Origin of the sequence: Lentzea sp. NBC_00516 (assembly GCF_036346835.1) — a bacterium.
GTDB classification, from domain to species: domain Bacteria; phylum Actinomycetota; class Actinomycetes; order Mycobacteriales; family Pseudonocardiaceae; genus Lentzea; species Lentzea sokolovensis.
In genome coordinates this window covers 4,288,910-4,311,025 of the sequence record NZ_CP107840.1, presented here as the reverse complement: position 1 = coordinate 4,311,025, position 22,116 = coordinate 4,288,910, and the positions used below count along the sequence as shown (strand labels likewise).

General features: G+C 67.3%; 24 protein-coding genes. 9 read left to right on the top strand and 15 right to left on the bottom strand.

Translation table 11 applies throughout. The features are described 5' to 3' along the window. Positions 1 to 10: 10 nt before the first annotated feature. The 3 genes from OG205_RS19130 to OG205_RS19120 are packed head-to-tail and all read right to left on the bottom strand — an operon-like array spanning position 11 to position 2,074. Positions 11 to 1,120, bottom strand: coding sequence for an MAB_1171c family putative transporter (locus OG205_RS19130; protein WP_330277588.1), 1,110 nt, complete (start codon positions 1,118 to 1,120; stop codon positions 11 to 13). After that, positions 1,121 to 1,633, bottom strand: a complete 513-nt coding sequence (locus tag OG205_RS19125; RefSeq protein ID WP_319973403.1) for an ImmA/IrrE family metallo-endopeptidase — start codon at positions 1,631 to 1,633, stop codon at positions 1,121 to 1,123. A 3-nt stretch (positions 1,634 to 1,636) separates the two neighbouring features. After that, positions 1,637 to 2,074 (bottom strand): helix-turn-helix domain-containing protein, encoded by a 438-nt coding sequence (locus OG205_RS19120; protein ID WP_319973402.1) that lies wholly within the window; start codon positions 2,072 to 2,074, stop codon positions 1,637 to 1,639. Positions 2,075 to 2,273: 199 nt separating this feature from the next. On the opposite strand from OG205_RS19120, the gene OG205_RS19115 reads away from it, so the two are divergent. Further along, entirely contained in the window at positions 2,274 to 2,663 is a 390-nt protein-coding gene (locus tag OG205_RS19115) for a hypothetical protein (RefSeq protein WP_330277587.1), read from the top strand. Here the strand turns inward: OG205_RS19115 and OG205_RS19110 are convergent. Further along, on the bottom strand, positions 2,660 to 3,901 hold the full coding sequence (locus OG205_RS19110; protein ID WP_330277586.1) for an RICIN domain-containing protein: 1,242 nt from the start codon (positions 3,899 to 3,901) through the stop codon (positions 2,660 to 2,662). The two genes, OG205_RS19115 and OG205_RS19110, sit on opposite strands and share 4 nt — an antisense overlap. An 84-nt stretch (positions 3,902 to 3,985) precedes the next feature. Then, the gene (locus OG205_RS19105) at positions 3,986 to 4,822 is read right to left on the bottom strand and encodes a lytic polysaccharide monooxygenase auxiliary activity family 9 protein (protein WP_330277585.1); all 837 of its coding nucleotides are present in this window, start codon (positions 4,820 to 4,822) and stop codon (positions 3,986 to 3,988) included. Between the two features lie 86 nt (positions 4,823 to 4,908). Here OG205_RS19105 and ilvA point away from each other — a divergent pair, with 86 nt between their 5' ends. Then, entirely contained in the window at positions 4,909 to 6,144 is a 1,236-nt protein-coding gene (ilvA, locus tag OG205_RS19100; RefSeq protein ID WP_330277584.1) for a threonine ammonia-lyase IlvA, read from the top strand. Between the two features lie 66 nt (positions 6,145 to 6,210). On the opposite strand, the gene OG205_RS19095 is transcribed toward ilvA, so the two are convergent. Next, a complete protein-coding gene (locus tag OG205_RS19095; protein WP_330277583.1) occupies positions 6,211 to 6,852 on the bottom strand; it encodes a DUF4360 domain-containing protein in 642 nt (213 codons plus the stop codon). A 60-nt stretch (positions 6,853 to 6,912) separates the two neighbouring features. Next, complete coding sequence (locus tag OG205_RS19090) at positions 6,913 to 7,536, bottom strand: DUF4360 domain-containing protein (protein WP_330277582.1); 624 nt, start codon at positions 7,534 to 7,536, stop codon at positions 6,913 to 6,915. A gap of 327 nt (positions 7,537 to 7,863) precedes the next feature. On the opposite strand from OG205_RS19090, the gene OG205_RS19085 reads away from it, so the two are divergent. Beyond that, positions 7,864 to 8,109 (top strand): mycoredoxin, encoded by a 246-nt coding sequence (locus tag OG205_RS19085; RefSeq protein WP_090069138.1) that lies wholly within the window; start codon positions 7,864 to 7,866, stop codon positions 8,107 to 8,109. 3 nt (positions 8,110 to 8,112) lie between these two features. Here the strand turns inward: OG205_RS19085 and OG205_RS19080 are convergent, their stop codons facing one another. From OG205_RS19080 to OG205_RS19065, 4 genes are all read right to left on the bottom strand, one after another. Further along, entirely contained in the window at positions 8,113 to 8,601 is a 489-nt protein-coding gene (locus tag OG205_RS19080) for a DinB family protein (RefSeq protein WP_330277581.1), read from the bottom strand. A 53-nt stretch (positions 8,602 to 8,654) separates the two neighbouring features. Next, the gene (locus OG205_RS19075; RefSeq protein WP_330278190.1) at positions 8,655 to 9,734 is read right to left on the bottom strand and encodes a chitinase; all 1,080 of its coding nucleotides are present in this window, start codon (positions 9,732 to 9,734) and stop codon (positions 8,655 to 8,657) included. A gap of 106 nt (positions 9,735 to 9,840) precedes the next feature. Then, on the bottom strand, positions 9,841 to 10,533 hold the full coding sequence (locus OG205_RS19070) for a chitinase (RefSeq protein WP_330277580.1): 693 nt from the start codon (positions 10,531 to 10,533) through the stop codon (positions 9,841 to 9,843). A gap of 118 nt (positions 10,534 to 10,651) precedes the next feature. Then, positions 10,652 to 11,035: a VOC family protein gene (locus OG205_RS19065; RefSeq protein ID WP_330277579.1), complete on the bottom strand. Its 384-nt coding sequence runs from the start codon at positions 11,033 to 11,035 to the stop codon at positions 10,652 to 10,654. A 58-nt stretch (positions 11,036 to 11,093) separates the two neighbouring features. Between OG205_RS19065 and OG205_RS19060 the strand changes: the two genes are divergently transcribed. Then, positions 11,094 to 11,528, top strand: a complete 435-nt coding sequence (locus OG205_RS19060) for a hypothetical protein (RefSeq protein WP_330277578.1) — start codon at positions 11,094 to 11,096, stop codon at positions 11,526 to 11,528. Here the strand turns inward: OG205_RS19060 and OG205_RS19055 are convergent, their stop codons facing one another. Then, complete coding sequence (locus OG205_RS19055; RefSeq protein ID WP_330277577.1) at positions 11,529 to 12,791, bottom strand: BNR-4 repeat-containing protein; 1,263 nt, start codon at positions 12,789 to 12,791, stop codon at positions 11,529 to 11,531. Between the two features lie 53 nt (positions 12,792 to 12,844). Here OG205_RS19055 and OG205_RS19050 point away from each other — a divergent pair, with 53 nt between their 5' ends. Further along, positions 12,845 to 16,039, top strand: a complete 3,195-nt coding sequence (locus OG205_RS19050; RefSeq protein ID WP_330277576.1) for a GH92 family glycosyl hydrolase — start codon at positions 12,845 to 12,847, stop codon at positions 16,037 to 16,039. Here the strand turns inward: OG205_RS19050 and OG205_RS19045 are convergent. After that, positions 15,987 to 17,006 (bottom strand): acyltransferase family protein, encoded by a 1,020-nt coding sequence (locus OG205_RS19045; protein WP_330277575.1) that lies wholly within the window; start codon positions 17,004 to 17,006, stop codon positions 15,987 to 15,989. The genes OG205_RS19050 and OG205_RS19045 overlap by 53 nt on opposite strands. Before the next feature lie 154 nt (positions 17,007 to 17,160). On the opposite strand from OG205_RS19045, the gene OG205_RS19040 reads away from it, so the two are divergent. Next, entirely contained in the window at positions 17,161 to 18,054 is an 894-nt protein-coding gene (locus OG205_RS19040; RefSeq protein WP_330277574.1) for a phosphotransferase, read from the top strand. Here OG205_RS19040 and OG205_RS19035 read toward each other — a convergent pair. Further along, on the bottom strand, positions 18,049 to 18,957 hold the full coding sequence (locus OG205_RS19035) for an RluA family pseudouridine synthase (RefSeq protein ID WP_330277573.1): 909 nt from the start codon (positions 18,955 to 18,957) through the stop codon (positions 18,049 to 18,051). The genes OG205_RS19040 and OG205_RS19035 overlap by 6 nt on opposite strands. 93 nt (positions 18,958 to 19,050) lie before the next feature. Here OG205_RS19035 and OG205_RS19030 point away from each other — a divergent pair, with 93 nt between their 5' ends. After that, the gene (locus OG205_RS19030; protein WP_330277572.1) at positions 19,051 to 19,914 is read left to right on the top strand and encodes an EamA family transporter; all 864 of its coding nucleotides are present in this window, start codon (positions 19,051 to 19,053) and stop codon (positions 19,912 to 19,914) included. On the opposite strand, the gene OG205_RS19025 is transcribed toward OG205_RS19030, so the two are convergent. Further along, positions 19,817 to 20,704, bottom strand: a complete 888-nt coding sequence (locus OG205_RS19025; RefSeq protein WP_330277571.1) for a LysR family transcriptional regulator — start codon at positions 20,702 to 20,704, stop codon at positions 19,817 to 19,819. The two genes, OG205_RS19030 and OG205_RS19025, sit on opposite strands and share 98 nt — an antisense overlap. An 80-nt stretch (positions 20,705 to 20,784) precedes the next feature. On the opposite strand from OG205_RS19025, the gene OG205_RS19020 reads away from it, so the two are divergent. Together OG205_RS19020 and OG205_RS19015 are read left to right on the top strand one after the other, a co-directional pair. Continuing rightward, on the top strand, positions 20,785 to 21,387 hold the full coding sequence (locus OG205_RS19020; RefSeq protein ID WP_330277570.1) for a hypothetical protein: 603 nt from the start codon (positions 20,785 to 20,787) through the stop codon (positions 21,385 to 21,387). A 20-nt stretch (positions 21,388 to 21,407) separates the two neighbouring features. After that, the gene (locus OG205_RS19015) at positions 21,408 to 22,058 is read left to right on the top strand and encodes a fibronectin type III domain-containing protein (RefSeq protein ID WP_330277569.1); all 651 of its coding nucleotides are present in this window, start codon (positions 21,408 to 21,410) and stop codon (positions 22,056 to 22,058) included. Positions 22,059 to 22,116: the final 58 nt, after the last annotated feature.

The following is a 22,116-nucleotide window of genomic DNA, read 5'->3' as shown; positions in this document are numbered from 1 at the left end:
GACCATAAGCTCAGCGGAGAGCCACCGCGAGCTTTTCGAGTTCCCGCACGTCCGCGTCCATGCCGTCGTCCTCGGGAACGGCCAGGGCGATCGGCCGCCGCATCGTGACCGCCCCCGACCTGCGCGTCTCCAGCCCGGCCCGCAGCCGTTCGGACAGCGGCAGCTCGTCCGGCGTCTCGGCGACGTACGGGCTGATCCGCACCAGCCCGTCCCTGCACTCGATCACCCGCCGGTAGTAGCGCCGGTGCACGCCCCGCAACGACAACGTGTCGCGCTTGGACGGCACGCGGTGCAGGGCGTCCTCGGGGAACGACTGGTTCAGCAACGTCCACAGTGGAGAGAGCCGGTGGTACGCGCGCAAATGCCGCAGCCACAAACGAGTCGCCGCGAACCGCATCGCGAAGATCGGGTAGATGACGCCGACGACGCAGAACAGCACGCCCGGCAACAGGAACCACACGGCGGTGGTCAGCAGCCAGCGGGGTAGCGGTTCGCCGAAGTAGCGCGAGACGTTCGAGGCCACGAAGATCGCGTCGGCGGGCACCAGCAGCGCGAGGCCCGTCGAGGTGATCAGCAGACCGCGGCGCAACCGGGGCTCGGCCTCACGGGCGTAACGGCGGGCCCAGACGAACATCGTCGCGAAGCCGTAGAGCAGGTAACCGTTGCCCAGCGCGTAGAACACCGTGATGGCGAGGACGCCGGTCGGGCCGCCGCCGAGCGAGTTCGGCACGCGGGCCGCCGCCACCCTCAGGTCGTCCGGGATCGCGAGCACGGCCCACGTCATGAAGCTGATGCACAGGGCGAGCGGGATCAGCTGCAGGAGTGCGTGCTTCCTGGCCTTCTCGTCGTCCAGCGCCGAGAAGATGAAGAAGCAGATCAGGCCGTACACGCCGACCTGCAGCATCGAGTGCTGGATCAGCTGGCAGACCATGGGGTCGAGCCCGAGGAACCACCGCCCGTTCGCCGCCGCCCGTCCGAACGGGTAGCCGACCGCCCAGCCGGCCACCAGACCCGTCACCGAACGCAGCCGCGGGTCGTGCGGGCGCCGCACCAGCAGGTACAGCACCACGGCCAGCGCCGAGAACGCGACGATGCCCTGGGTCTCCTTGAGGTACTCCACCTACAACCACCCCAGGCGGTCCGCGAGCGACTTCGACATGCGGCGGGCGGGACCCTCCGACGCCCGCGGCGCCACCTTGTCCAGCACCGACGCCCATTCCAGGATGATCGTCGCGACCGTCTCGGCCTCGCGCTCGTGCTCCGAGTCGTAGGACGTGCGCCGCAGCGCGCGCCGCACCGCGTCCGGTTCGAGGTCGGGGTACAGGCCCGCGAGCAGGTCGTCGTCCTGCTCGTCGCTGGTGTGACCGGCGAGCAGGTGGCCGAGTTCGTGCAGGATGATGTGGTTCTGGTGCGCCTTCGACGTCTCCTGCTGGTACAGGATGTAGTCGGCCTTGGCGGTGGCGATCCACACGCCGTACGGGCCGGGCACCGGGATCGGGTGCGCGATCAGCCGGATGGGCTTGCCGCGCTGGTCACCGACCCGGCGGCAGAGCTCGCCGACGTCGAGCGGCGGCTGGATGTCCAGCTCGTTCAGCAGGCGGCGGCACCGCTTGCGCAAATCTCGTTCGGCCACGAGTCATCCTTCGCCGCGCTCGGCCTGTTCCTGTCGGTAGACGACGTCGAGCAGTTCCATGACCAGACGGCGGCGGTCCGGCGACAGTTCCCCCGCCCGCATCGCCATGAGCTGCGCGTCGCTGCCCGAGGCGATCTCGTTGAGACGCGACTGCTCGTCCTGCAACGATTTCAGCTGCTCGTCGACGCGGTCGGTGACCTCGTCGTCGAAGAAGTAGCTCACGGGCACACCGAAGAAGCCTGCCAGTGCCTGCAGGTGCTTGAACGTCGGGTTGTCCTTCTTGGACTTGCGCAGCTGCCAGATGTAGCTCTGGGAGATGGTCACACCGGTGTCCGCGATGGCCGCCGCGACCTGCTCGTTGCTGTACTCCTGGCCTGACCTGGCGGTGTGCCGCGCGAAGAGGTGGTTGAGCTTGTCAGCCAGGGACCGTTGCCCCGCCATGCCGCCTCCCCGGTCGCGCGCAGTGAGCGTCTCCACCCATGGAAAGGGCTATCTGGGTGACGAGATTTTCACCAGTTGAAAGCCCTCCAATGGCCAACATAGACTCCCCCCGTGTCTGTCTCAACTGCGGAGGGTGTCCGCGCGGTCCGCGACAGTCATGACAGCCCACCTGATCGCCACTTCGCGGAGGTTCCGGGACATGGCGCTTGCTGAACGACAGGGGTCGTTTCACCGCTCAGTGATCGACGTCGTCTACAAGACCATGAACCAGCTCGCGCAGACGGACTCGCCCAACGAGGTGTTCGAACTGCGTGAGCAGCTTCGTGCCGCCCTGCCGTGGTGGCGCGGGCTGCTGCGGATGCACGAGCCCGACGAGCGCCATCGGTGCAAGTCGTGTCACGCCTGGTACGGGAGGCATCGCGCGTGGCCCTGCCCGGTGTGGCGGGACGCGGTGCAGGCGCTGCACCAGCTCAACGACATGTACGGGTTCCTCGGGGCACCGCACCCGACGGACCCGCTTCCCGGGGAACGGGTGGTCGTGAGTGGTTCCGGCCGCCTCGACGACCAGAACCACTCACGATCCTCTTAACCGATCTTGAAGCTCTGCGCGGCCGACCCGTTGCAGGTCGCCTGGACCAGTTGCACGCCGTCACCGGACCCGGCCGGTGCGCTGAGGCACTTGCCGGAGTGGCGGGCGGTCAGCGTCGAGTAGCCGTCGGAACCGGTGGTGACCCGCCACTGCTGGTTGGTGCCACCGCCGAAGTCCCACAGGTGGATGCCGGCGTTGTCGGCGGTGGACACGTTGCTCACGTCCAGCACCTTGGCCGGGTCGTTGCGGTACTCGACGCGGGAGTAGCCGTCGGTCGTCGCCACCGCGCGGAAGTTCTGCGCCGTGGTGCCGTTGCACGAGTACTGCTGGATGACGGTGCCGTTGCTCAGGCCCGCGGCGGCGGCGTCGACGCACTTGCCGTTGCCGCGGTTGACGACCGTCTTCCACTCACCCTGCGGCGGCGGGGTGCCGCCACCGCCCAGCCACAGCAGGCTGTCGATGAGGAAGTTGTTCTGGGTGGCGCTCGCGAACGTGGACGACAGCGGCCGGTTCGCCGCGTAGTCCATGGCGTTGTGGCCGAAGTTCGCGTAGATCATCTTGTAGTTCTTGTTCGACCACATGATCGGGTAGTAGCCGCTGCGCCACTGCTGGTTCGGGTCGGTGCCGAGCGGGAAGCTCGACGGGTCGACGCTCGCCAGGATCTGGATGTTCGGGTTCTGCCGCAGGTCGCGATCCCAGCTGTACCACTCGCTGACCGCGGAGGTGAACTTCTCCGGCAGCCGCAGCGTCGACGGGTGCGTGCGGGTCTCGACCTTCAGCACCGCGGTCGTCGGGCCCCACGTGTTGCTGACGAAGTTCCCCTTGGCCAGGAACGTGTTGTGGTACCAGGGCCACTCGTTCGCGTTCTGGGTGAACGCGCTGACGTGGAAGCCGAAGAACCCGCCGCCGGCCTCGATGTAGCGCTGGAAACCGGTGCGCGCGGCCGCCCCGGTGGGCGCGTCGTCGAGGAAGATCACGACCTGCGCCTGGGCGGGGGTCAGGTTGTTGAGCCGGTTCCAGTCACGGGTCGACTCGTAGGTGAAGCCGTTCTCCTGGCCCGCGCGGGTGAGCCACGGGTTCGCCTCGTTCACGAACGCGATGTGCGCCGCGTCCCAGGTGCCGTTGTAGAAAGCGAGAACTTTGAACGGTGCCGCCTGTGCCGTGCTCGTTGCCGAGAGCGAAACCGGGACGAGGGTGGCGGCGAGCATTGCCAGCAACGCCAACAGTTTTCGAGCCATTCGGGTACACACCTTCGTGTAGCAGGGGTTGCGCGCCCGAAGATCATCGTAGAGAAGGTCTAGACCTGTTGGGGACCGGGACGTTCACAGAATTCTTTTGCGCCACAACATGATCCCGCCGAGAACGGCGAGCCCGCCCAGTGCGGCCACCACGGCCGATATGCCGAATCTCGTTGCGTTGGAAGGGGGTTGTTCGGCACTCGACGCAACGGGAACGGGCCGGGGAACGCTCGACTTCGGCGCGGACGGCTTGGTGGACGGTGCCGCGGAGCTCTGGGGTGCGGCCTCGGCCTGCACCGGGGGTGCCGCGGCCGGTGCGGGCTGGGCGGCCGGGGGCGCGGGCTTCACGGCCGCGGCGATCTCGACGTCCGTGCACGAGTAGTAGGTGTCGGGCGTGTCCGTGTTCTGCCAGACCGTGTAGATCAGGTGGCGTCCGGTCCGGTCCTTCGGCAGCTGCACCTTGAACTCGTAGGAGCCGTTGACCAACGGGGGAGAGGGCACGTTGAGGAACTGGTCGAGGTCCGCCCACCGCAGCGGCGCGGCGGGCGAGTAGCCGTCGCGCGTCATGTAGAACCGGAACGAGCCCTGGTGCGGGATCGTGGCCTTGTACGTGAAGTCGGTGCTCTTCAGCTTCGTGGCCGGCCACTGCGCGCTCGGCAGGTCGAGACCGGCGTACTTCGGCAGCCCGGCGCTGCACAACCGGCCGTCCGGAACCTTGGCCTCGTCCTGGCCGCGGACGTTCGGCAGCCGGATGTTGTCCCACTCCTTGGACGGCAACCCCGCCGCGATGGCGCTGCGGCAGAGCGGGGATGATGCTGTGGGCTGACCTGGCGAACACAGGAAAGCCCTGCTCGCGGGGTCAGTGGGCGCGCCATGGGCGTGCGCGGGAACCACGGAGAGCATCATGAGCAGCGATAGCACGCCCAAAAGGCGAAACACAGGCACCGCCCCCTTCCTTCTAGGGGTACGCGTGCCAGACCCAAGTCGTTCACGGAAGATGTATTGACATGTCCTTCGCTGATGAGGTGTCCGCGGCCGCAGCCCGGCTCGGCGGTGTCGCACGCACGACCCCGCTGGAGGTCAACCAGCGGTTGTCCGAGAGGACCGGGGCACGCGTGTGGTTCAAGCGCGAGGACCTTCAGGTCGGCCGTTCCTACAAGCTGCGTGGCGCCTTCAACCTGCTCTGCCAGACCGAGTTCGCGTTCGGTGGAGCGGTCTGCGCGTCAGCCGGCAACCACGGCCAGGGCATGGCGTACGCCTGCCGCCGTCTCGGCATCGAGGGCCGCGTGCACGTCCCGCGCACCACGCCGCGCCAGAAACGCGACCGCATCCACGCCCTCGGTCAGGGCATGGTGCAGCTGGTCGTGGACGGCGACACCTACGACGACGCGGCCGCGCTGGCGAAGGAGTACGCGCAGCAGACGGGCGCGACCCTCGTCCCGGCCTTCGACGACCGCCGCACGGTCGCCGGTCAGGGCACCGTCGGCCTGGAGATCGTCCAGCAGCTCGGCGGCGCGCCCGACGTGATCGTGGTGCCCGTCGGCGGCGGCGGCCTGCTCTCCGGCGTCGGCACGTGGTTCAGGGAACGCTTCCCGCGCACCAGGATCATCGGCGTGGAACCGGCCGGCGCCGCGAGCATGATCGCCGCCATCCAGGCCGGTGGCCCCGTGACGCTGCCCGAGGTGGACTCGTTCGTCGACGGTGCCGCGGTCCGCCGCGCCGGCGAGGTGACGTTCCCGATGGTGCGCGACAGCGGCGCCGAGCTCCTCACCGTGTCCGAGGGCGCGGTCTGCACGGAGATGCTGGAGCTGTACCAGACCGACGGCATCGTCGCGGAACCCGCCGGAGCGCTGGCCTCGGCCGCGTTGCTGGAGGAGATCTCCGTCGCGCCGGACTCGACGGTCGTGTGCCTGCTCTCGGGCGGCAACAACGACGTCTCGCGCTACGCCGAGATCGTCGAGCGGTCGATGATCCACCGCGGCCTGAAGCACTGGTTCCTGGTGGAGTTCCCGCAGGAGCCGGGCGCGCTGCGGCGGTTCCTCGACGACGTGCTGGGCAAGGACGACGACATCGTGCAGTTCGAGTACATGAAGCGGGACAACCGGGAGACCGGGGCCGCGCTGGTGTGCATCGAGCTGGGGCGCCGCGAGGACTACGACCTGCTGTGGGGGCGGATGAAGGAGTCTCCGCTCAAGATCCAGCACGTGGAGCCGGGGTCGACGGCGTACCGCTTCCTCATCTAGGGGCGTGCCGGGCACCCCGTTCGCGGAATGCCCGGCACCTAGCGGGAACTACGGCTTGGCGGGGAACTACGGCCTGGGCGGGCAGACCTTCCAGGCGAAGTGGTAGGTCGTCTCGATGGACCCGTCGGTCGAGTCCATCGCGATGAAGCTGGTGAGCTTCTTGTCGGACGTGCCCGCCATGACGCGCAGCTCCGTGTTGATGTTGAAGTTCCTCTTCTCGCCACAGGGGTGGTAGACGATGGCGGCCACGTCGGTCGTGTCCGTCGCCTGCCAGTCGTCGCTGAGCGGGCCCTTGTAGTTGTGCTGCCTGTACTCGGTCTGCGACATGCCCTGGAAGTAGTAGTTGGCCTTCTCCAGGGCCGTGGCGCCGCGTTCGAGGTGCGCGAAGCCGCGGTAGTCGGTGGACGCGATGCCGTAGGTGAAGCCGGACGGCACGTTGACGCGCAGGTTCAGCTGGCAGTTCTTGCGGAAGTCGGTGGGCAGGGCCTGAGGGCCGACCTGTGCCATGAACTCGCTGTAGGTGACGGTGAAAGCCTTGTTGTCCGGGCTCACGGCGACGGCGGCCGTTCCCGCCCGGCAGCCAGAACCGTTGATGGTCACGACGTCGATGGTGATGTTGTCCGGCGGGGGTGTGTCGCCGGGGGCGCCACCGGGGGGAATGATGATCGTCGACATCGCGAGCGCGGCCGCGGCGAGTGTGGTGAGCATGGGGCACCTTTCCGTCTGGGGTTCAACGAAATGAACGGGCGGCGGCAATCGGTGCCTGGATCAGCAACGCTTCCAGGAGAACTGGTACTTCGTGCTCACACTGCTGTCCGTGGAATCCATCGTCATGAAGCTGTTGGCCTTCGACGCGGTTCCCGCGTTCACGCGCAGTTCGGTGTTGATGTTCAGGTGGCGGACTTCCCCGCACGGCGCGTAGATGATTTCCGACACCGTCGCGCGGTCGGTGGCCTGCCAGTTGTCGCTCTTCGGGCCGGTGAACGTGTGGGTGCGGCTCGCGGTCTGCGACATGCCCTGGAAGTAGTAGTTCCCCTTCTCCATACCCGTGGCGCCCTGCTGCAGGTTGGCGAATCCGCGGTAGTCGGCCTGGGCGATGCCGAACGTGAAGCCCTGCGGGTAGCTCACTCTGATGTTGAGCTGGCAGTTCTTGCGGAAGTCGGTGGGGCCCGAGCCCTGTCCGGCCTGGGCTAGGTACTGGCTGTATGTGACCGTGAACGCCGTGCGGTCGTCCGCGGCCGCGACGGCCGCGGTGCCGGCAGGGCAGCCGGAACCGTTCACCGTGACGACGTCGATCATCACGAAATCAGGAACATCGGGTGCTGCGTTCGCGGCAGGCGCGGTCAGGACCGCGGACAGCGCGAGGGCAGCAGCCGCCACCGATTTCAGCATGGTCAGCCTTTCCAAACATGACTGCGGTAGCGGCGGCGGAATTCAGACGATATCGGAAACTCTGCGTGGTGACGGGCCGCCGAATGGGTGACTGAATTGATCGGCAATGTCCGAGCGAATTCACGACGAATTGCACGCCCGAAATATTCGGCCGTGCGCGAACTATGTTCACTCACCGTGCAGGGAATTGACCTGACGATTGTCTGACGATCGCCGGCGGCTGCGCCGTCCGAGTGGCGCGGGGCACAGCGGTACCCCGGGAAGAAGTGGTCCTCGCCGGACGTTGACACTGATGACGATGTCCAACCTCGACGAGGAGTGCGCCTGATGGCTCCCGACCAGCTGACCGTCTACTCGACCTCGTGGTGCGGCTACTGCCGGATCCTGAAGAGCTCGCTCGACCGCGAAGGCATCGAGTACGTCGAGATCAACATCGAGGAGACGCCGGGCGCGGCCGACTTCGTGATGGAGGTGAACGGCGGCAACCGCACGGTGCCGACCGTCCACTTCCCGAACGGCGCGGCGCTCACGAACCCGTCGCTGGCGCAGGTGAAGGAGCAGTTGGCGGCCTGACGGCTACTCGTACAGGAACGCCGTGGTCGACTGACCGTCCAGCGTCTCGCGGATGATGTCCGCGTGGCCCGCGTGCTGCGCGGTCTCCCGGATCAGGTGCAGCACGATCCGCCGGATCGACATGGGCTGAGGGTTCTGGTCCCAGGGCGCGGACGGCAGCGGCACCAGCTTGTCGAGCGAAGCGGTGCGCACGGCCTCATCGGTCGTGCGCACCGCTTCGTCGTAGGACTTCAGCAACGCGTCGAAGTCGTCGCCGGTCCAGGTGTACTGGTCCCAGTCGAGCATGCCGGGCGGGGTGCCGGGCTGTTCGGTCAGGATGTGGGTCCAGCTGCGCTCACACAAGGTGAGGTGCTTGAGCAACCCACCCAGTGTGAGCTCGCTGACGGTCGTGCGCTTCACCGCTTCTTCGGCGGTGAGACCCCGCACGGTGACGCGGAAGGTCCTGCGCTGATCGTTCAGCTCGTGCAACAGGTCGTTGAGCTCCATGGTCATGAATTGAAGCTACGACCGAACTAGGACCACTCAAGTCCTAGTCAGGGCGACCACTAGCAGTAGAGGTTGCCGCCCTGCGCCACACCGATGATGCCGGTGAACTGCTGGTACTTCGAGACGCGGCTCTGGACCTGCGCCGGGTTGCGGCCGTCGCACTCCAGGGAACCGTTGATGCTGCGGATGGTCTGGCCGAAACCGGCGCTGTTGACCATCGCGTTGTGCGCGGTCATGCTGCCGGGTCCGTTCTGGGTCATCCAGTACCAGATCGCCGTCCTCCACGCGGTCGTGGAGTTCGTCGCCACCTGCTGCGGCTTGTCGAGCAGGTCGGAGATGCCGAGGTAGTCACCGGCGGCCTTGTAGTTGAAGTTCCACGACAGCTGGATCGGACCGCGGCCGTAGTAGGCGTAGGTACCGGCCGGGCAGCCGTAGGGCCGGCTCTCATCGCAGAGGTCGTTGTTCTTGTTGATCTCTTCGATGTAGACGAGGCCACCGGTCTCGTGCGACGCGTTCGCGAGGAACGCCGCGATCTCCTGCTTCTTCACCGTGTCGCTGCCGGTTCCGGCGAACGCGGGGTGCATGCGCGCGGCGTCGACGAAGCCCTGGAAGGTGTAGAAGCTGTTGCGGGACGACCGCGGGAACATCTGGTCGAACTGGGACTCGGAGATGATGAAGCCGCCGGGGTCGCCCCCGCCGCCGTCACAGCTGTGCGGTTCCCAGTACCAAGTGGAGATGATCGGGTCGTAGCCCGGGTTCTCGTTCTTGGCGCGGTAGTACTGACCGTTGGTGTACTTCACGATCGAGCCGGCGGGGTACCACGTGCCCGCCGCCCAGTTCGGGGCGCCGGCGCAGGTGCCGCCGCCGGGGGTGCCGCCGCCGTCGCAACTCGTCGGCTCCCAGAACCAGGTCGAGATGATCGGGTCGTAGCCCGGGTTCTCGTTCTTGGCGCGGTAGTACTGACCGTTGGTGTACTTCACGATCGAACCGACGGGGTACCACGTGCCCGCTGTCCAGTTGGTGAACGAGCAGGCCTGTGCGGACACTTCGGCCTGTGATGACGCGGTCGGTGCGATGACGGCCACGGTCGCCGCCATCACCACCGCCGCGAGAGACGCCAGAATTCGTTTTCTCAGCAAGGTCACTCACTCCTGGAGTCTTGCGCCCGGAGGATCAGGTATGTGAACAGCGCTGAGATTGGCATCAATGGTCCAGACCAGTCAAGGGTCTAGACCTGTTTTGTCACTAGCAGTAGAGGTTCGATCCCTGTGCGACACCGATGATGCCGGTGAAGGAGCGGTACTTCGAGACGCGGCTCTCCACCGTGCCGGGGTTGCGGCCGTCGCACTCCAGGGATCCGTTGATGCTGCGGATCGTCTGGCCGAAGCCGCGCGAGTTGACCATCGCGTTGTGCGGGATCATGGTGCCGGGCCCGTTCTGCGTCATCCAGTACCAGATCGCGGTCCGCCACGAGATGGTCGCGTTCGTGGCCACCAGTTCGGGGTTGTTCAGCAGGTTGACGCCGAGGTAGTCGCCGGCCGCCTTGTAGTTGAAGTTCCACGACAGCTGGATCGGGCCGCGGCCGTAGTACTTCTGGGGCGAAGGGCAGCCGTAGGGCCGCGTCTCGTCGCAGTAGTCTCCGCTCTGGTCGATCTCGCGGATGTAGCGGAGACCGCCGGTCTCGTGCGAGACGTTGGCCAGGAATGCCGCAAGCTCCTGCTTCTTCACCGTGTCACTGCCCTGGTTCGCGAACGAACCGAACGTGGCCATCGCGCTCTTCAGGCCGCTGTAGGTGTAGAAGGCGTTGCGGGGCGGGGACGGGAACATGCGGTTGAACTGCGCTTCGGTGACGATGAACGGCGCTGCCGTCGCCGGCTGAACGAGCGTGAAGACGCCGATCAGCGCGACGATCAGGGCGGCGGCGCGTGTCCGGAACATGGGGACCAACTCCTCGGAGCATCTGCGCGCCCACGGTGTGTTACCGCTCTCACGGTGGCAGGCAAGAACTCCGAGCACAAGAGGTGGTCTATACCTTTTAGATACGTGAACCGGTTCGTCAGCTGCCGGAGCCGTAGGGCCGGGTGATGATCTCCAGCGCGTGACCGTCCGGGTCGTTCCAGTAGACGCCGCGGCCGCCGTCGTTGCGGTTGATCTGCTGGGCCTGGGAGTGGAACGGGTCGGCCCAGTAGTCGAGGCCGCGTTCCTGGATGCGGCCGAAGATCTGGTCGAACTCCTCTTCGGTCACGAGGAACGCGTAGTGCTGCTCGGTGATCGGACCGCGGGCCGTCATGTAGTCGAGCGAGACGCCGTTCGCGACCTCGACGACGAGGAACGGGCCGTAGCGCACCGGGTCGGGCAGGCCGAGCAGTTCGGTGAGGAAGCGGGCGGAGTGGTTCTGGTCGCTGACGTGGACGATGGTGTGGTTGAGCTGTACGGGCATGCCTCCTGCTTACTCGGGTGTCAGTGAGTTGTCAGCGCGAACGGCGATGATCACCCGCATGAAGAGGGCAATCATCGCCGCCGCGTTCGTGCTGCTCGGTTTCGTGTCTCCCGCTGTCGCCAACGCGGAGACGCCGCCCGGCTGCGCCAGCGCCGCGCAGATCGGGTCGACCGGGTACGTCAAGTGGCGTGGCAACAACATCGCGTCCGTGAAGCAGTTCGCCGGGTGCGGGTCGAACTACTCCTACGTCTACGTCTGGGAAAGCTTCCGCGCCACCGGTCGTTACTGGGGCACGCAGACCGCGATCGCCGTCTACAGCAGCTCCGGCGACAGCACGCCGAACTCCTACAAGGGCGGCAACAGCAGCCAGTTCGCCCCCGTCGAGCTGTGGGGCAAGCCGGCCTCCACCCTGTCCCAGTGCACTGCCGCCTACGGCATGATCAGCGTCCAGCAGGACGACAACTTCACCGCGTTCTCCAGCAAGCGCTGCTAACTAGCCCCTGATCGAGAACACCGGCCACGTACCCGTGTGGTTGGTCTTGCGGGTCTCGTGGTCGATGGTGCTGGCCACCAGGTCGCTCGGCCGGTTCTCCACGAAGTTCGCGTAGAACGTCGTGTCGGCACCGGCCGAGTACGGCACCGCCAGGTCGTGCTTCGCCGTCACGGACCCGCCCGGCGTCCACGACTTCACCAGCAACCGCTTGCGATCCGCGCTGGCGTAGGAGAAGTCGACGCCGTTGCCGGTCGCGGCGAGGTCCTTGAACAACGACGTCGAGGTGTCGGCCGTCGTGGAGGTCCAGGTGCCACCGGCGAAACGCGATAGCACGATCTTGGCGCTGGTGCCGGTGTGCACGCCGTAACCCAGCACGAGCGAGCCGTCGTTCAACGGCACCGTCACCGGGTTCTCCTCCGGAAGGTCCTTGCCCGCCGGGAGATCGGTGGGGTTCGTCGTGACGACCCTGGCCTTGTCGGTGTCCGAGGAGTCGATCACCGTGCCGAGCGACGCGCCGCCGACGGTGAACAGGTTCCCGGACGCCGTGTCGAGGTAGGCGACGTAGATGTTCTTGCCGCCGCCGTTGTGGCCCTTGGGTCCGCCGTGCAGCGACCAGGTCAGGTAGACGCGGCCGTTGCGGTGCGTCACGCCGAACGCGTACACCTCGGCGTACCTGTCGGCCGTGCGTCCCGAGTCGATGATCGTGCGAGGTGCGGACCACGTCCTGCCGTTGTCCGTCGACTTGATCACCTTGTACGTGCGGTACGGGTACGACAGGTCCGTGTTGTGGCTGTAGAACAGGTGGATCGTGTTCCCGGTGACGATCGGCTCGGGATAGGTGTTCTTGTCCGTGCTGATCGTCCGCGCGGTCCACGTGCCGGTGATCGACCGCGGCGCGGGCGCGATGTAGAGCTGCATCGACGTCGTGTGCGTGGCCCGGAAGATCGCGAGCCTGCCGTCGCCGAGCTGCGTGAGCACCGGGTAGTCGTGATAGGCGTTGTCGTGCGTCAGGTTCAGCGTGGCGACCTTGACGGCGGACGACCACGTGTTCGCGGCGTGGTCGAACGCCTTGACGTAGACGTCGTGCCTGGTCCCCGAGTACGTCACGAACGTCTTGTTCACCGTCGCGTCGTACACGCCGGCGCCGTTGGTGCGCAGGCACCCGTAAACGCTCGCTGTGGTGACCGTGTCGAGAGTGGGCGCGGCCTGCGCCGGTTGACAAAACGCGACAAGAAGCAGCAACACTGCGGCCAAAGCGCGCATCGCCGACCTCCGATGGGTGTCGGGGCGGCGACGATCGGACAATACTGCCTCCCATGCGGACACTGGTTGTAGTCGGGCTGTTACTGGGGTTAACAGTCCCTGCTCAAGCGGCACAGGCGGACGAGGAACCTTCGTCGTTGGTCAACCCCTTCGTGGGCACGCAGAACTTCGGCAACACCTTCCCCGGCGCCTCGGTGCCGTTCGGGATGGTGCAGGTCAGCCCTGACACGGGAGGTCAGGGCGGGTACGACTACAAGGCCACCTCCATCTACGGCTTCTCGCAGACGCACCTGTCGGGTGTGGGCTGCGGCGTCATGGGCGAGCTGCCGGTCATGCCGACAGTCGGGTCCGTTGACAACGTTGACAGCAACGCTTACAAGTCCGAGTTCAGCCATTCGGACGAAGCCGCGCAGCCTGGTCACTACCGCGTCGGGCTGTCCCGGTACGGCGTGAACGCCGAGCTCACGGCCACGCAGCGGACCGGCTGGCAGCGCTACACGTTCCCGTCCTCCGGCGCGGCGAACGTCCTGTTCAACACCGGACGCTCCAACCAGACGGTGCTGGACTCCGAAATCCACGTCGTTGGTGACAGAACCATCGAGGGCCGGGTGCGCAACGGCCGGTTCTGCGCGGGCAAGGACGAGCACACCGTGTACTTCACGGCCACGTTCGACCGCCCGTTCGCGTCCTTCGGGGCGTGGCGGGGGAGCGTTCCCACGGCGGGCGTCCGGGACGCGGCCGGCACCGGCGGGAACGGCGCCTGGGCCACGTTCGACGCCACCGCCGACCGGGACGTCGTGCTGAAGCTCGGCCTGTCGTACACCGGCATCGAGGGCGCGCGGAAGAACCTCGCGGCGGAGGCTCCTTCCTACGACTTCGACGGCGCTGTCACGGCGGCCAAGGACGTCTGGAAGAAGCAGCTGGACGCCGTGCGGATCTCCGGCGGCACGCGGGATCGACAGGTCGCGTTCTACACCGCGCTCTACCACTCGGTGCTGCACCCGAACCTCGCCGGTGACGTCGACGGCAAGTACATGGGCTTCGACGGCAAGGTGCGCACCGCGTCGGGCTACACGCCGTACCAGAACTTCTCGTTGTGGGACACGTACAGACCACAGAATCAGCTGTTGCAGATCCTGGAACCGAAGGTCGCCCGTGACGTCGCACTGTCCGTCGTGGCCAGTGGACGGGACGGCGGATGGTTGCCGCGCTGGGCTTTGGCGTCGTCCGAGACCAACATCATGACCGGTGACCCGGTGACGCCGTTCCTCGTCGAGGCCTGGTCGAAGGGACTGCTCAAGGGCTACGAGGAGGAGACGTACAAGCTGTTGCGCGCCAACGCGACGTCGTTGCCTCCCGCTGACTCGCCGTACAACGGCCGGTCCGGCGTCACCTTCTACAACGACCGCGGATACATCCCGTCCGGCCTGGAACTGGGCAAGGACTGCGCGCACAAGGGCGGCGACAACGACTGCGTGCACCCGGCCTCCGCGACCCTGGAGTACTCGGCGGCCGACGCGTCGCTGGCGTTGATGGCCAAGGGGCTGGGCAAGAAGGCGGACGCGCGCCTGTTCGCCGATCGCGGCCAGTGGTACCGCAACCTGTGGGACTCGTCGATCGGCCAGTTCCGGCCGCGCACCGCCGCGGGCACCTGGCTGACGCCGTACAACCCGGTCGACGCCTCGCACCAGTTCCACGAGGGCGGCGCCTACCAGTACCAGTGGCTCGTGCCGCAGGATCCGGCCGGACTGGTGTCGTTGATGGGCGGCCGCAAGGAGACCGAGAAGCGGCTCGACTCGTTCTTCGCCTACGAGAAGCTGCTCGCCGACCCGGCCGGCACCGCACGGCACGACTGGATCACCGAGCCGTACGACTACTACGGCAAGCCCACCTACAACCCGAACAACGAACCTGACCTGCTCGCGCCGTACATGTACCTGTGGTCGGGCACGCCGTCGAAGACCGCGACGGTCGTGCGGGCGGCGATGACGTTGTTCACCACCGGCCCGGACGGCATGACGGGCAACGACGACCTGGGCACGATGTCGGCCTGGTACGTCTTCTCGTCGCTGGGCATCTACCCGACCTTCAACGGCGCGGACTTCCTCGCGTTGTCCTCGCCGCAGTTCGAGTCCGCGACCGTCCGAATCGGACAGCACGGCTCGCAGGGCGGGACGCTGACCGTGACGGCGCCAGGGGTCTCGGACACCAACCGGTACGTCAAGAGCGTGTCGTTCGGTGGGCGTGACGTCCGCAAGACCTGGCTCTCCTGGTCCTCGTTGCAGCGTGGTGGAAAGCTCGCTCACCAGGTGTCGTCCAAGCCCTCCTCGTGGGGAACCGCGCGGGGTGACGAGCCGCCTTCGCTCAACGACGGCAACGAGGACTCGCGTCGTGCGCTGTCCGCGTCGTTGCGGAACTCCGAGATCGTGTTGCCGACCTCGGACTCCGCGCAGTCGCTGACGGTGCAGCTCGACGTGCTGGCCCAGTCGCCGGGCGCCACGAGCGTGCGGCCGGTCGCGACCGCGCCCGCCGGCTGGAAGGTGAGCGGCGCCAAGCCGTTCGTGATCGTGTCGCGGCACCTGCCGACGCAGAAGACGGTGCCGTTGACGCTCACGGTGCCCGCCGGGGTGGCGCCGGGCTCGTACGAGGTCTCGGTGCAGGTGGAGTCCGTGGCGCTGAAGGCCGTCGTCGAGGTCAAACCGGCCGCGCTGTGCGCGTTCTCGACGTGTTCGGTCGACGTGACGCCGGAGCTCAACCACGACGGCACGGCGACGGTCGCCGACTCGGCGTCCGGCGACTTCGACGGTGGCGGCTGGAGCTACGACGCGGCTCTGCTGCCCCCGGCCGGGCCCGTCACGTGGGGCGGCATCACCTACCAGGCGCCTGACCCCACCGGCACGAAGCCGAACTTCGTGGAGGCACACGGGCAGGGGCTCCTGCTGCCCGCCGGCCAGTTCTCGTGGCTGCACGTCGTGGGCTCGTCGCACAACGGACCGGTGTCGACCGCCTTCACCGTCTGGTACACCGACGGCACCTCGGCCGAGGTCGTGGCCTCGGTGGCGGACTGGGCGGGCGGCGGCCCGACCGTGCTGGAGATGCCGCACCGCATCAAGGCGGGCCAGGGCGTCGACGGGCCGCCCGTCCGGTTGTTCGGTCAGTCGCTGAGGCTGGACGCCGCGAAGACGGTCCGTTCGGTCACGCTGCCCGACGATCCGCGGGTGGAGCTGTACGCGCTGACGCTGGCGTGACCAGTGCTGGTCGAGGTGCCCCCTTGAGGAACCGTTCCGCGGGCACCTCGACCAGCCGGTACAGCAACCACGCCCCGAGCATCGACACCACGAACATCCCCAGTGCCGCGAGCAGCGGGAACGCGTGCACGTCGAAGAGCTTCTCGCTCACCCGGATGACGATCTGGTGGACCATGTAGAACGCGAACGACACGGTCCCCAGCCACACCATCGGTTTCGAGCGCCACGGCGAGGACCTGCCGGTGAGGTCGGCGACCGCCGCGGCCGGGATCAGCAGCGCCAGCGGGACGACCGTGCCCGCGACGTACGGGAACGAGGCCGGCAGATAGCCCGACCCGACGTACGCGGCGACGAACAACGCGCTCGCGGGCCACAGCCCGAGGCCGATCCACTTCCCCTGCTGCACGACCCGCGCCATCGCCATGCCGAGCACGAACTCCAAAGCGCGCACCGGCGGGAAGACGAAAACGAACCAGTACTCGATCGGACCAGGCATGGTTAGGGCAATTGCAGGAACGGTCATAATCGCGATCGCTGTTGCCGATGCGATCAACCACGGTCTGCGCATCTGCCACTTGATGAGCAACGGGAAAGCGAGGTAGAACGCCATTTCGCACGACAATGACCACGCGGGCGTGTTCAGGCTGAAGTAGACGCTCTCACTGGGGAACCACGCCTGGATCAGCGACAGGTTCACGAGCGCTGTCGCCGGGGTCACCGCGGCGGCCGCGACCAGCACGACGAGCCACGTCGCGACGTGGTTGGGGAAGATCTTCGCCGCCCGGCGCCGCCAGACAGTGGGAGCTGAGGCGCCCGGCCTGGCAGACCACGTGAGCACGAATCCGGACAGGATGAAGAAGAAACTGACCCCGGTCGCACCCTGCCGGAATCCGATGTCCAGATACGGCCACAACCCTGCCGAGTTGATGTGGAATCCGAACACGACGAACGCGGCGATGAATCTCATGCCGGTCAGCGAAGGCAACCGCCCCGGCTTCGCTCCCGCCCCATGGTTCTGCACGACGGTGAATTCGGCCGGATATCTTCCCTTGTTACAGCATTGCGCCGAATGGAAGATTGTTGCGTGACATATTCTTTATGGGTGTGGAATAGTGGTTTCCGTGCAGCGACTCGCGAGCGGTGTCCGGTCCCGCGTCTGGGCGGACGGTGACCGGATCATCAAGCAGGTGGTCGGCGACCAGGTGGCGTTCGACCGCGAGGTCACCGCCCTGAAGCTCGCCGAGCACACCGGCGTGGTGCCGCGTGTCCTCGACGTCGACCACGAGAAGCGGACAGTGGTGCTCGAACGGCTGCGCTCCGACCCGTTCGGGGAGGACTGGGTGATCGCCTACGCCCGCGGCCTCGCCCGCCTCCACATGGCCACCGGGCCGGAGCACGCCGGGCTGCTGCCGCGCCAGGCGGTCCCGGACCCCGCCCCGTTCCTGCGGTTCGTGCGGGCGATGGAGGTCGAGATCGGGGGCGCCGAGAACGAGCTGGTGTTCGAGGACTCCGGGAAGTTCGACCTGGTGCACGGCGACCCGTGCCCCGGCAACGACATGTACACGCCGCAGGGGGCGAGGTTCGTCGACCTCGAAGGGGCGGCACTGGGCGACGGGCTGACCGAGGTCGTCTACCTGCGCATCGGCTTCCCGACCTGTGCGACCGTCACCGAGATGCCCCGGGAGCTGCGGGAGGCCGCCGAGCAGGCCTACTTCGAGGAACGCGGGTTCACCGCGGGGCTCGAGGACGCGTGCGTGCGGTGGCTCGTGAACGGCGACGCGCTGGTGCAACGCGCCGAGCGGGACGGCACCGACCACCTCGCCAAGGTCGTCGACGAGGACTGGTTCTGGTACAGCACGACGGCGCGCGGCCGGCTGATGTTCCGGGCACGGGTCGTGGCGACGTTCACCGAGACCCACCCGGAGATGAGCGCGCTCGCTCAGCGGTTGCTCGACCGGATGGGCCAGGTCTGGGAGCCGCAGCCGATCGGAACCCTCCGCACCCACGTCTCATGACCAGGCGGACAGCTTCAGCCCCGAGGTGAACGAGCGGTCGACGCCCGACACGGGGTCCACAAAGGACAACGTGCGGGCGAGGAGTTGGAGCGGCGCCGAGAAGTCGTCCAGCGGACGCTCCTGCAGCACCGGGTAGAAGTCGTCGTTCACGATCGGCAGTCCGAGCCCGGACATGTGCAGCCGCAGCTGGTGGGTGCGGCCGGTCACCGGCTTGAGGTGGTAGCGGCCGAGTGGACCGCGATGCTCCACAAGGGACACGTGCGTTTCGGCGTTCGGTACGCCGTCCTCCTCGAACGCGGTGATGATGCCGCGTTCCTTGATGATCCGTGAGCGCACCACGCGGGGCAGCTCCAACGCCGGGTCGTACGGGGCGATCGCCTCGTATTCCTTGCGCACCACCCGATCGCGGAACATCGTCTGGTACTTGCCGCGCAGTTCGCGGCGCACCACGAACAGCACGAGCCCGGCCGTGACGCGGTCCAGCCGGTGCGCGGGCGAGAGTTCCGGCAGCCCCAGCGAGTCGCGGAGCTTCACCAGCGCGGTCTGCATGATGTGCTGGCCGCGCGGGATCGTCGCGAGGAAGTGCGGCTTGTCCGCCACCACTATGTCGTCGTCCTGGTGGACGACGCCGACCTCGAACGGCACCGGCACCTCGACGGGCAGGTCGCGGTGGAACCAGATGTAGGAGTCGGGCACGAACGGCGCGTCGACGCCCAGCGGCCCGGAGACGCTCCAGATCCGTTCCTCGGCCAGCATCTCGTCGATGCGCTCGACCGCCACCCGCGGCAGGCGTTCCACGAGGTGCTCGCGCAGGGACAGCCACGGACCTTCCGGCGGCAGCTTCAACCGCGCCGCGTCCAGGCCGTTGCGCTGGGGGAGAGGGGAGGAGGGTTTGCGTCTCATCGCACCGGCCAGTCTAAATGTTCGGGAAAACCGAACGATATCGCTCGCAAACATTCGCTGTACCGAAGGGACGGCGGAAACAACACTGGGCCCATGTCGGTCTTCCTCGTCCTCGGCTCGGTCGTCTCACTGCAGTTCGGCGCGGCGTTCGCGAACCAGCTCTTCGGCCAGATCGGCGCGCCCGGCGCCACGGCCCTGCGGCTCGGCATCGCGGCGCTGATGCTGGCCGTGGTCGTGCGGCCGAAGTTCCGCCAGGAGACGCTCGTGCTCGGGATGACCATGGCCGGCATGAACGGCACGTTCTACCTCGCGATCGACCGGATCCCGCTCGGCGTCGCGGTGACGATCGAGTTCCTCGGGCCGCTCGGGCTCGCGGCGGCGCTGAGCCGGCGGCCCAGGGACTTCGTGTGGGTCGGGCTGGCGCTCGCCGGTGTCGTCGTGCTGGGCGTGCACGAGTACAACGGCGCGAAGCTCGACCTGATCGGTGTGGTGCTCGCGTTGATCGCAGCCGCGTTCTGGGCCTGTTACGTCCTCGCCGGGCGCAAGCTCGCGACGGCGGGACTCGGCACCGGCGGTCTCGCGGGGGCGAGCCTGATCGCGGCGGCGCTCACCCTGCCGTACGGGCTGTCGACGGCAGGCGTCACGTTGTTCGAGCCCAGGATCCTGCTGCTCGGCACGCTGGTGGCGCTGCTGGCGTCCGCGATCCCGTACACCCTGGAGATCAGGGCGCTCAAGACGTTGCAACCCAGCACGTTCGGCGTCGTGCTCTCCCTCGAACCCGCCGCGGCCGCGCTGGCCGGCGCGTTGCTGCTCGGCCAGCACCTGAGCGTGATCTCGTTGTGCGGCATCGCCCTGGTGATCACGGCAGGGGTTGGAGCGGCGCTACGGAGAGCGCCAGCGCCTCCCGGAACGCCTGCACAGCGGGATGCTGACCTCGTCCTGCCCGTGCCGCAGTGAACAGCAGCCGCGACATCGGCACCGGCAGCTCGTGCAGGTCGACGGCGACCTCGCGGTCGTACCAGATGAGGTCCGGCAGCAACGCGACCGCGAGACCCCGTTCCACGAACCGCAGCTTCACCAGCACGTCGGTGGAGGAGAATCGGACGTCCGGCTCGAAGCCGTTGTGACGGCACCAGTTCACGTTGAAGATCCGCTGCGGGAAGCCCTCGGTCTCCATGATCCACGGGTAGGAGCCGATCTCGGCGACCGGAAGTCCACGTGGGACGGCCAGCCGGATCGGGTCCCGGCACAGTTCCCGGTACTCCAGGCCGGTGAACCTGGCCTCCGGCTGGTCCGGCCACTCCTCCACGAAGACGAGGTCGAAGTCCCTGGCGTTCAACGCGGAGAGCGCTTCCGCGGGGTCGAGGACCTGGAACTCGATTCGAAGTGACGGATGCTCGTCCCTCATGCGTGCCAGCGTCGCCGGGATCAACGCGAGCGCCGCGGTCTGGAACGTCGCGACCCGCAGCGTGCCGGTGATCTCGTGCAGCGACGCGGCCACCTCCGACTCGGCCTGGTCCAGCCGCGCGAGCACCTCTTCGGTGTGCCGCACCAGGATCTCGGCCTGGGGCGTGAGCTTCACCCGCCTGCCGACCGGTTCCAGCAGGGGCACGCCGACCTCGGACTCCAGCAGGGAGAGCTGCTGCGACACCGACGACGGGCTGTAGTTCAGCGCCTGCGCGACGGCGGCGAGCGTCCCCCTTTGGGAAAGTTCACGCAGCAGTCGCAGACGATGGAGGTCGAACATTCGATCAGTATCGGCTACTCTCCCGATACCGCCCCCTGAGAAAACGTGCTGTCCTCAGCACGCTTTGAGGAGGTATCGGTATGTCCAAACGACTCCGCAGTGTCGCGGGGATCGCGCTGGCAGCCGGTCTGCTCGTGTCGGTCTCACCGGCGCGGGCACAGGTCGAGACGGGTCCGTGGACCAGCTACTCGCCGTCGTTCACCGTTCAGGAACGCGGCTGTGGCAACGTCAACAACCTCACGTTCCAGCTCACCTGCTCGACCGCGAGCGGTGACCAGCGTGCCGAGCGGCGTTACGCCACTTACACCGGCGGCACGCGTCAGTTCGAGGGGAGCTTCCGGATCACGAGTCTCGGCGGCACCCGCATCAGTCTCAAGCAGACGTTCCGGGAAGCGCCCAGCGCGGGACCGTTCTGGATGCTCGCCGTGGAACGCGGCGGCCGGCTTTACGCCGTGCACGGGGGCGACACCATCGCCACCGGCGCGACCGTGGGGGCGACCGTGCGCGTGAACACCGTGCACAACACGGCCACGGAACACCGCACGTACATCAACGGCTCGCGTGCGCACACCTACGCGAGCTCGGGTTCGAGTTTCTACGACAAGTTCGGCGCGTACAGGACTTCCAGTGGCCAAGGACCTGCCACGGTCGTCTGGAGCAACATCAAGTTCTGGCGCAAGTGATCCGACGCACGACTGCTCTGGTGCTCCTGCTGTTCTTGGCTGCCTGTGGCCAGGAACAGCAGGACCCCGTGCTGACGTCCGAGCTGACCTCGCCGATCGACGTGACGCTGCACTGGCGTCCGGAGGCGGGGTCGGCCGGGCAGGTCGTCGAGTACGCGAACGCGGCCGACGGCGAGTACACGATCCTGGAGTTCGCCGCACCGGCGAAGGACACCTACCGGCACCCTGACCTGATCCCGGAAACCCAGTTCTACTACCGGGTCCGGCCATTCGTCGGACCCGCTTCGGCCACTGTGGACGTCGCGCTGCCCCCGGGGGAGGACGTGCCGGAGATCGAGGGGCCGGACTGGACCGCGCCGGTCAAGCGCGGGGGAGGCGCGAAGCCGGTGGCCTCACCCGAGGCGGCGGCGACGAGCCTGAAGGCGGAGGTGAAGCACGCCAACGGGATCCTGTTCACCTGGGAGGACCACGCGTCCGACGAGGACGGGTACCTGATCGAGGTCAAACCGGCGGGCGCGGCGGACTACCGCGTCGCCGTGCAGCTCGACCCGGACACCACCTCGTACGGGGTGATCACACTTCCAGACGAGAAAACCGCGACCTATCGGGTGCGCGCGTTCCGGTTCGGATCACCGTCGAACCTGACACATCAGACGACGGGGAAGGCCTGAGGGCCTGTCTGGCACTCCACGCGCTCGCGGCGAGAAGTAACGCCGCGAGCGCGTAGGG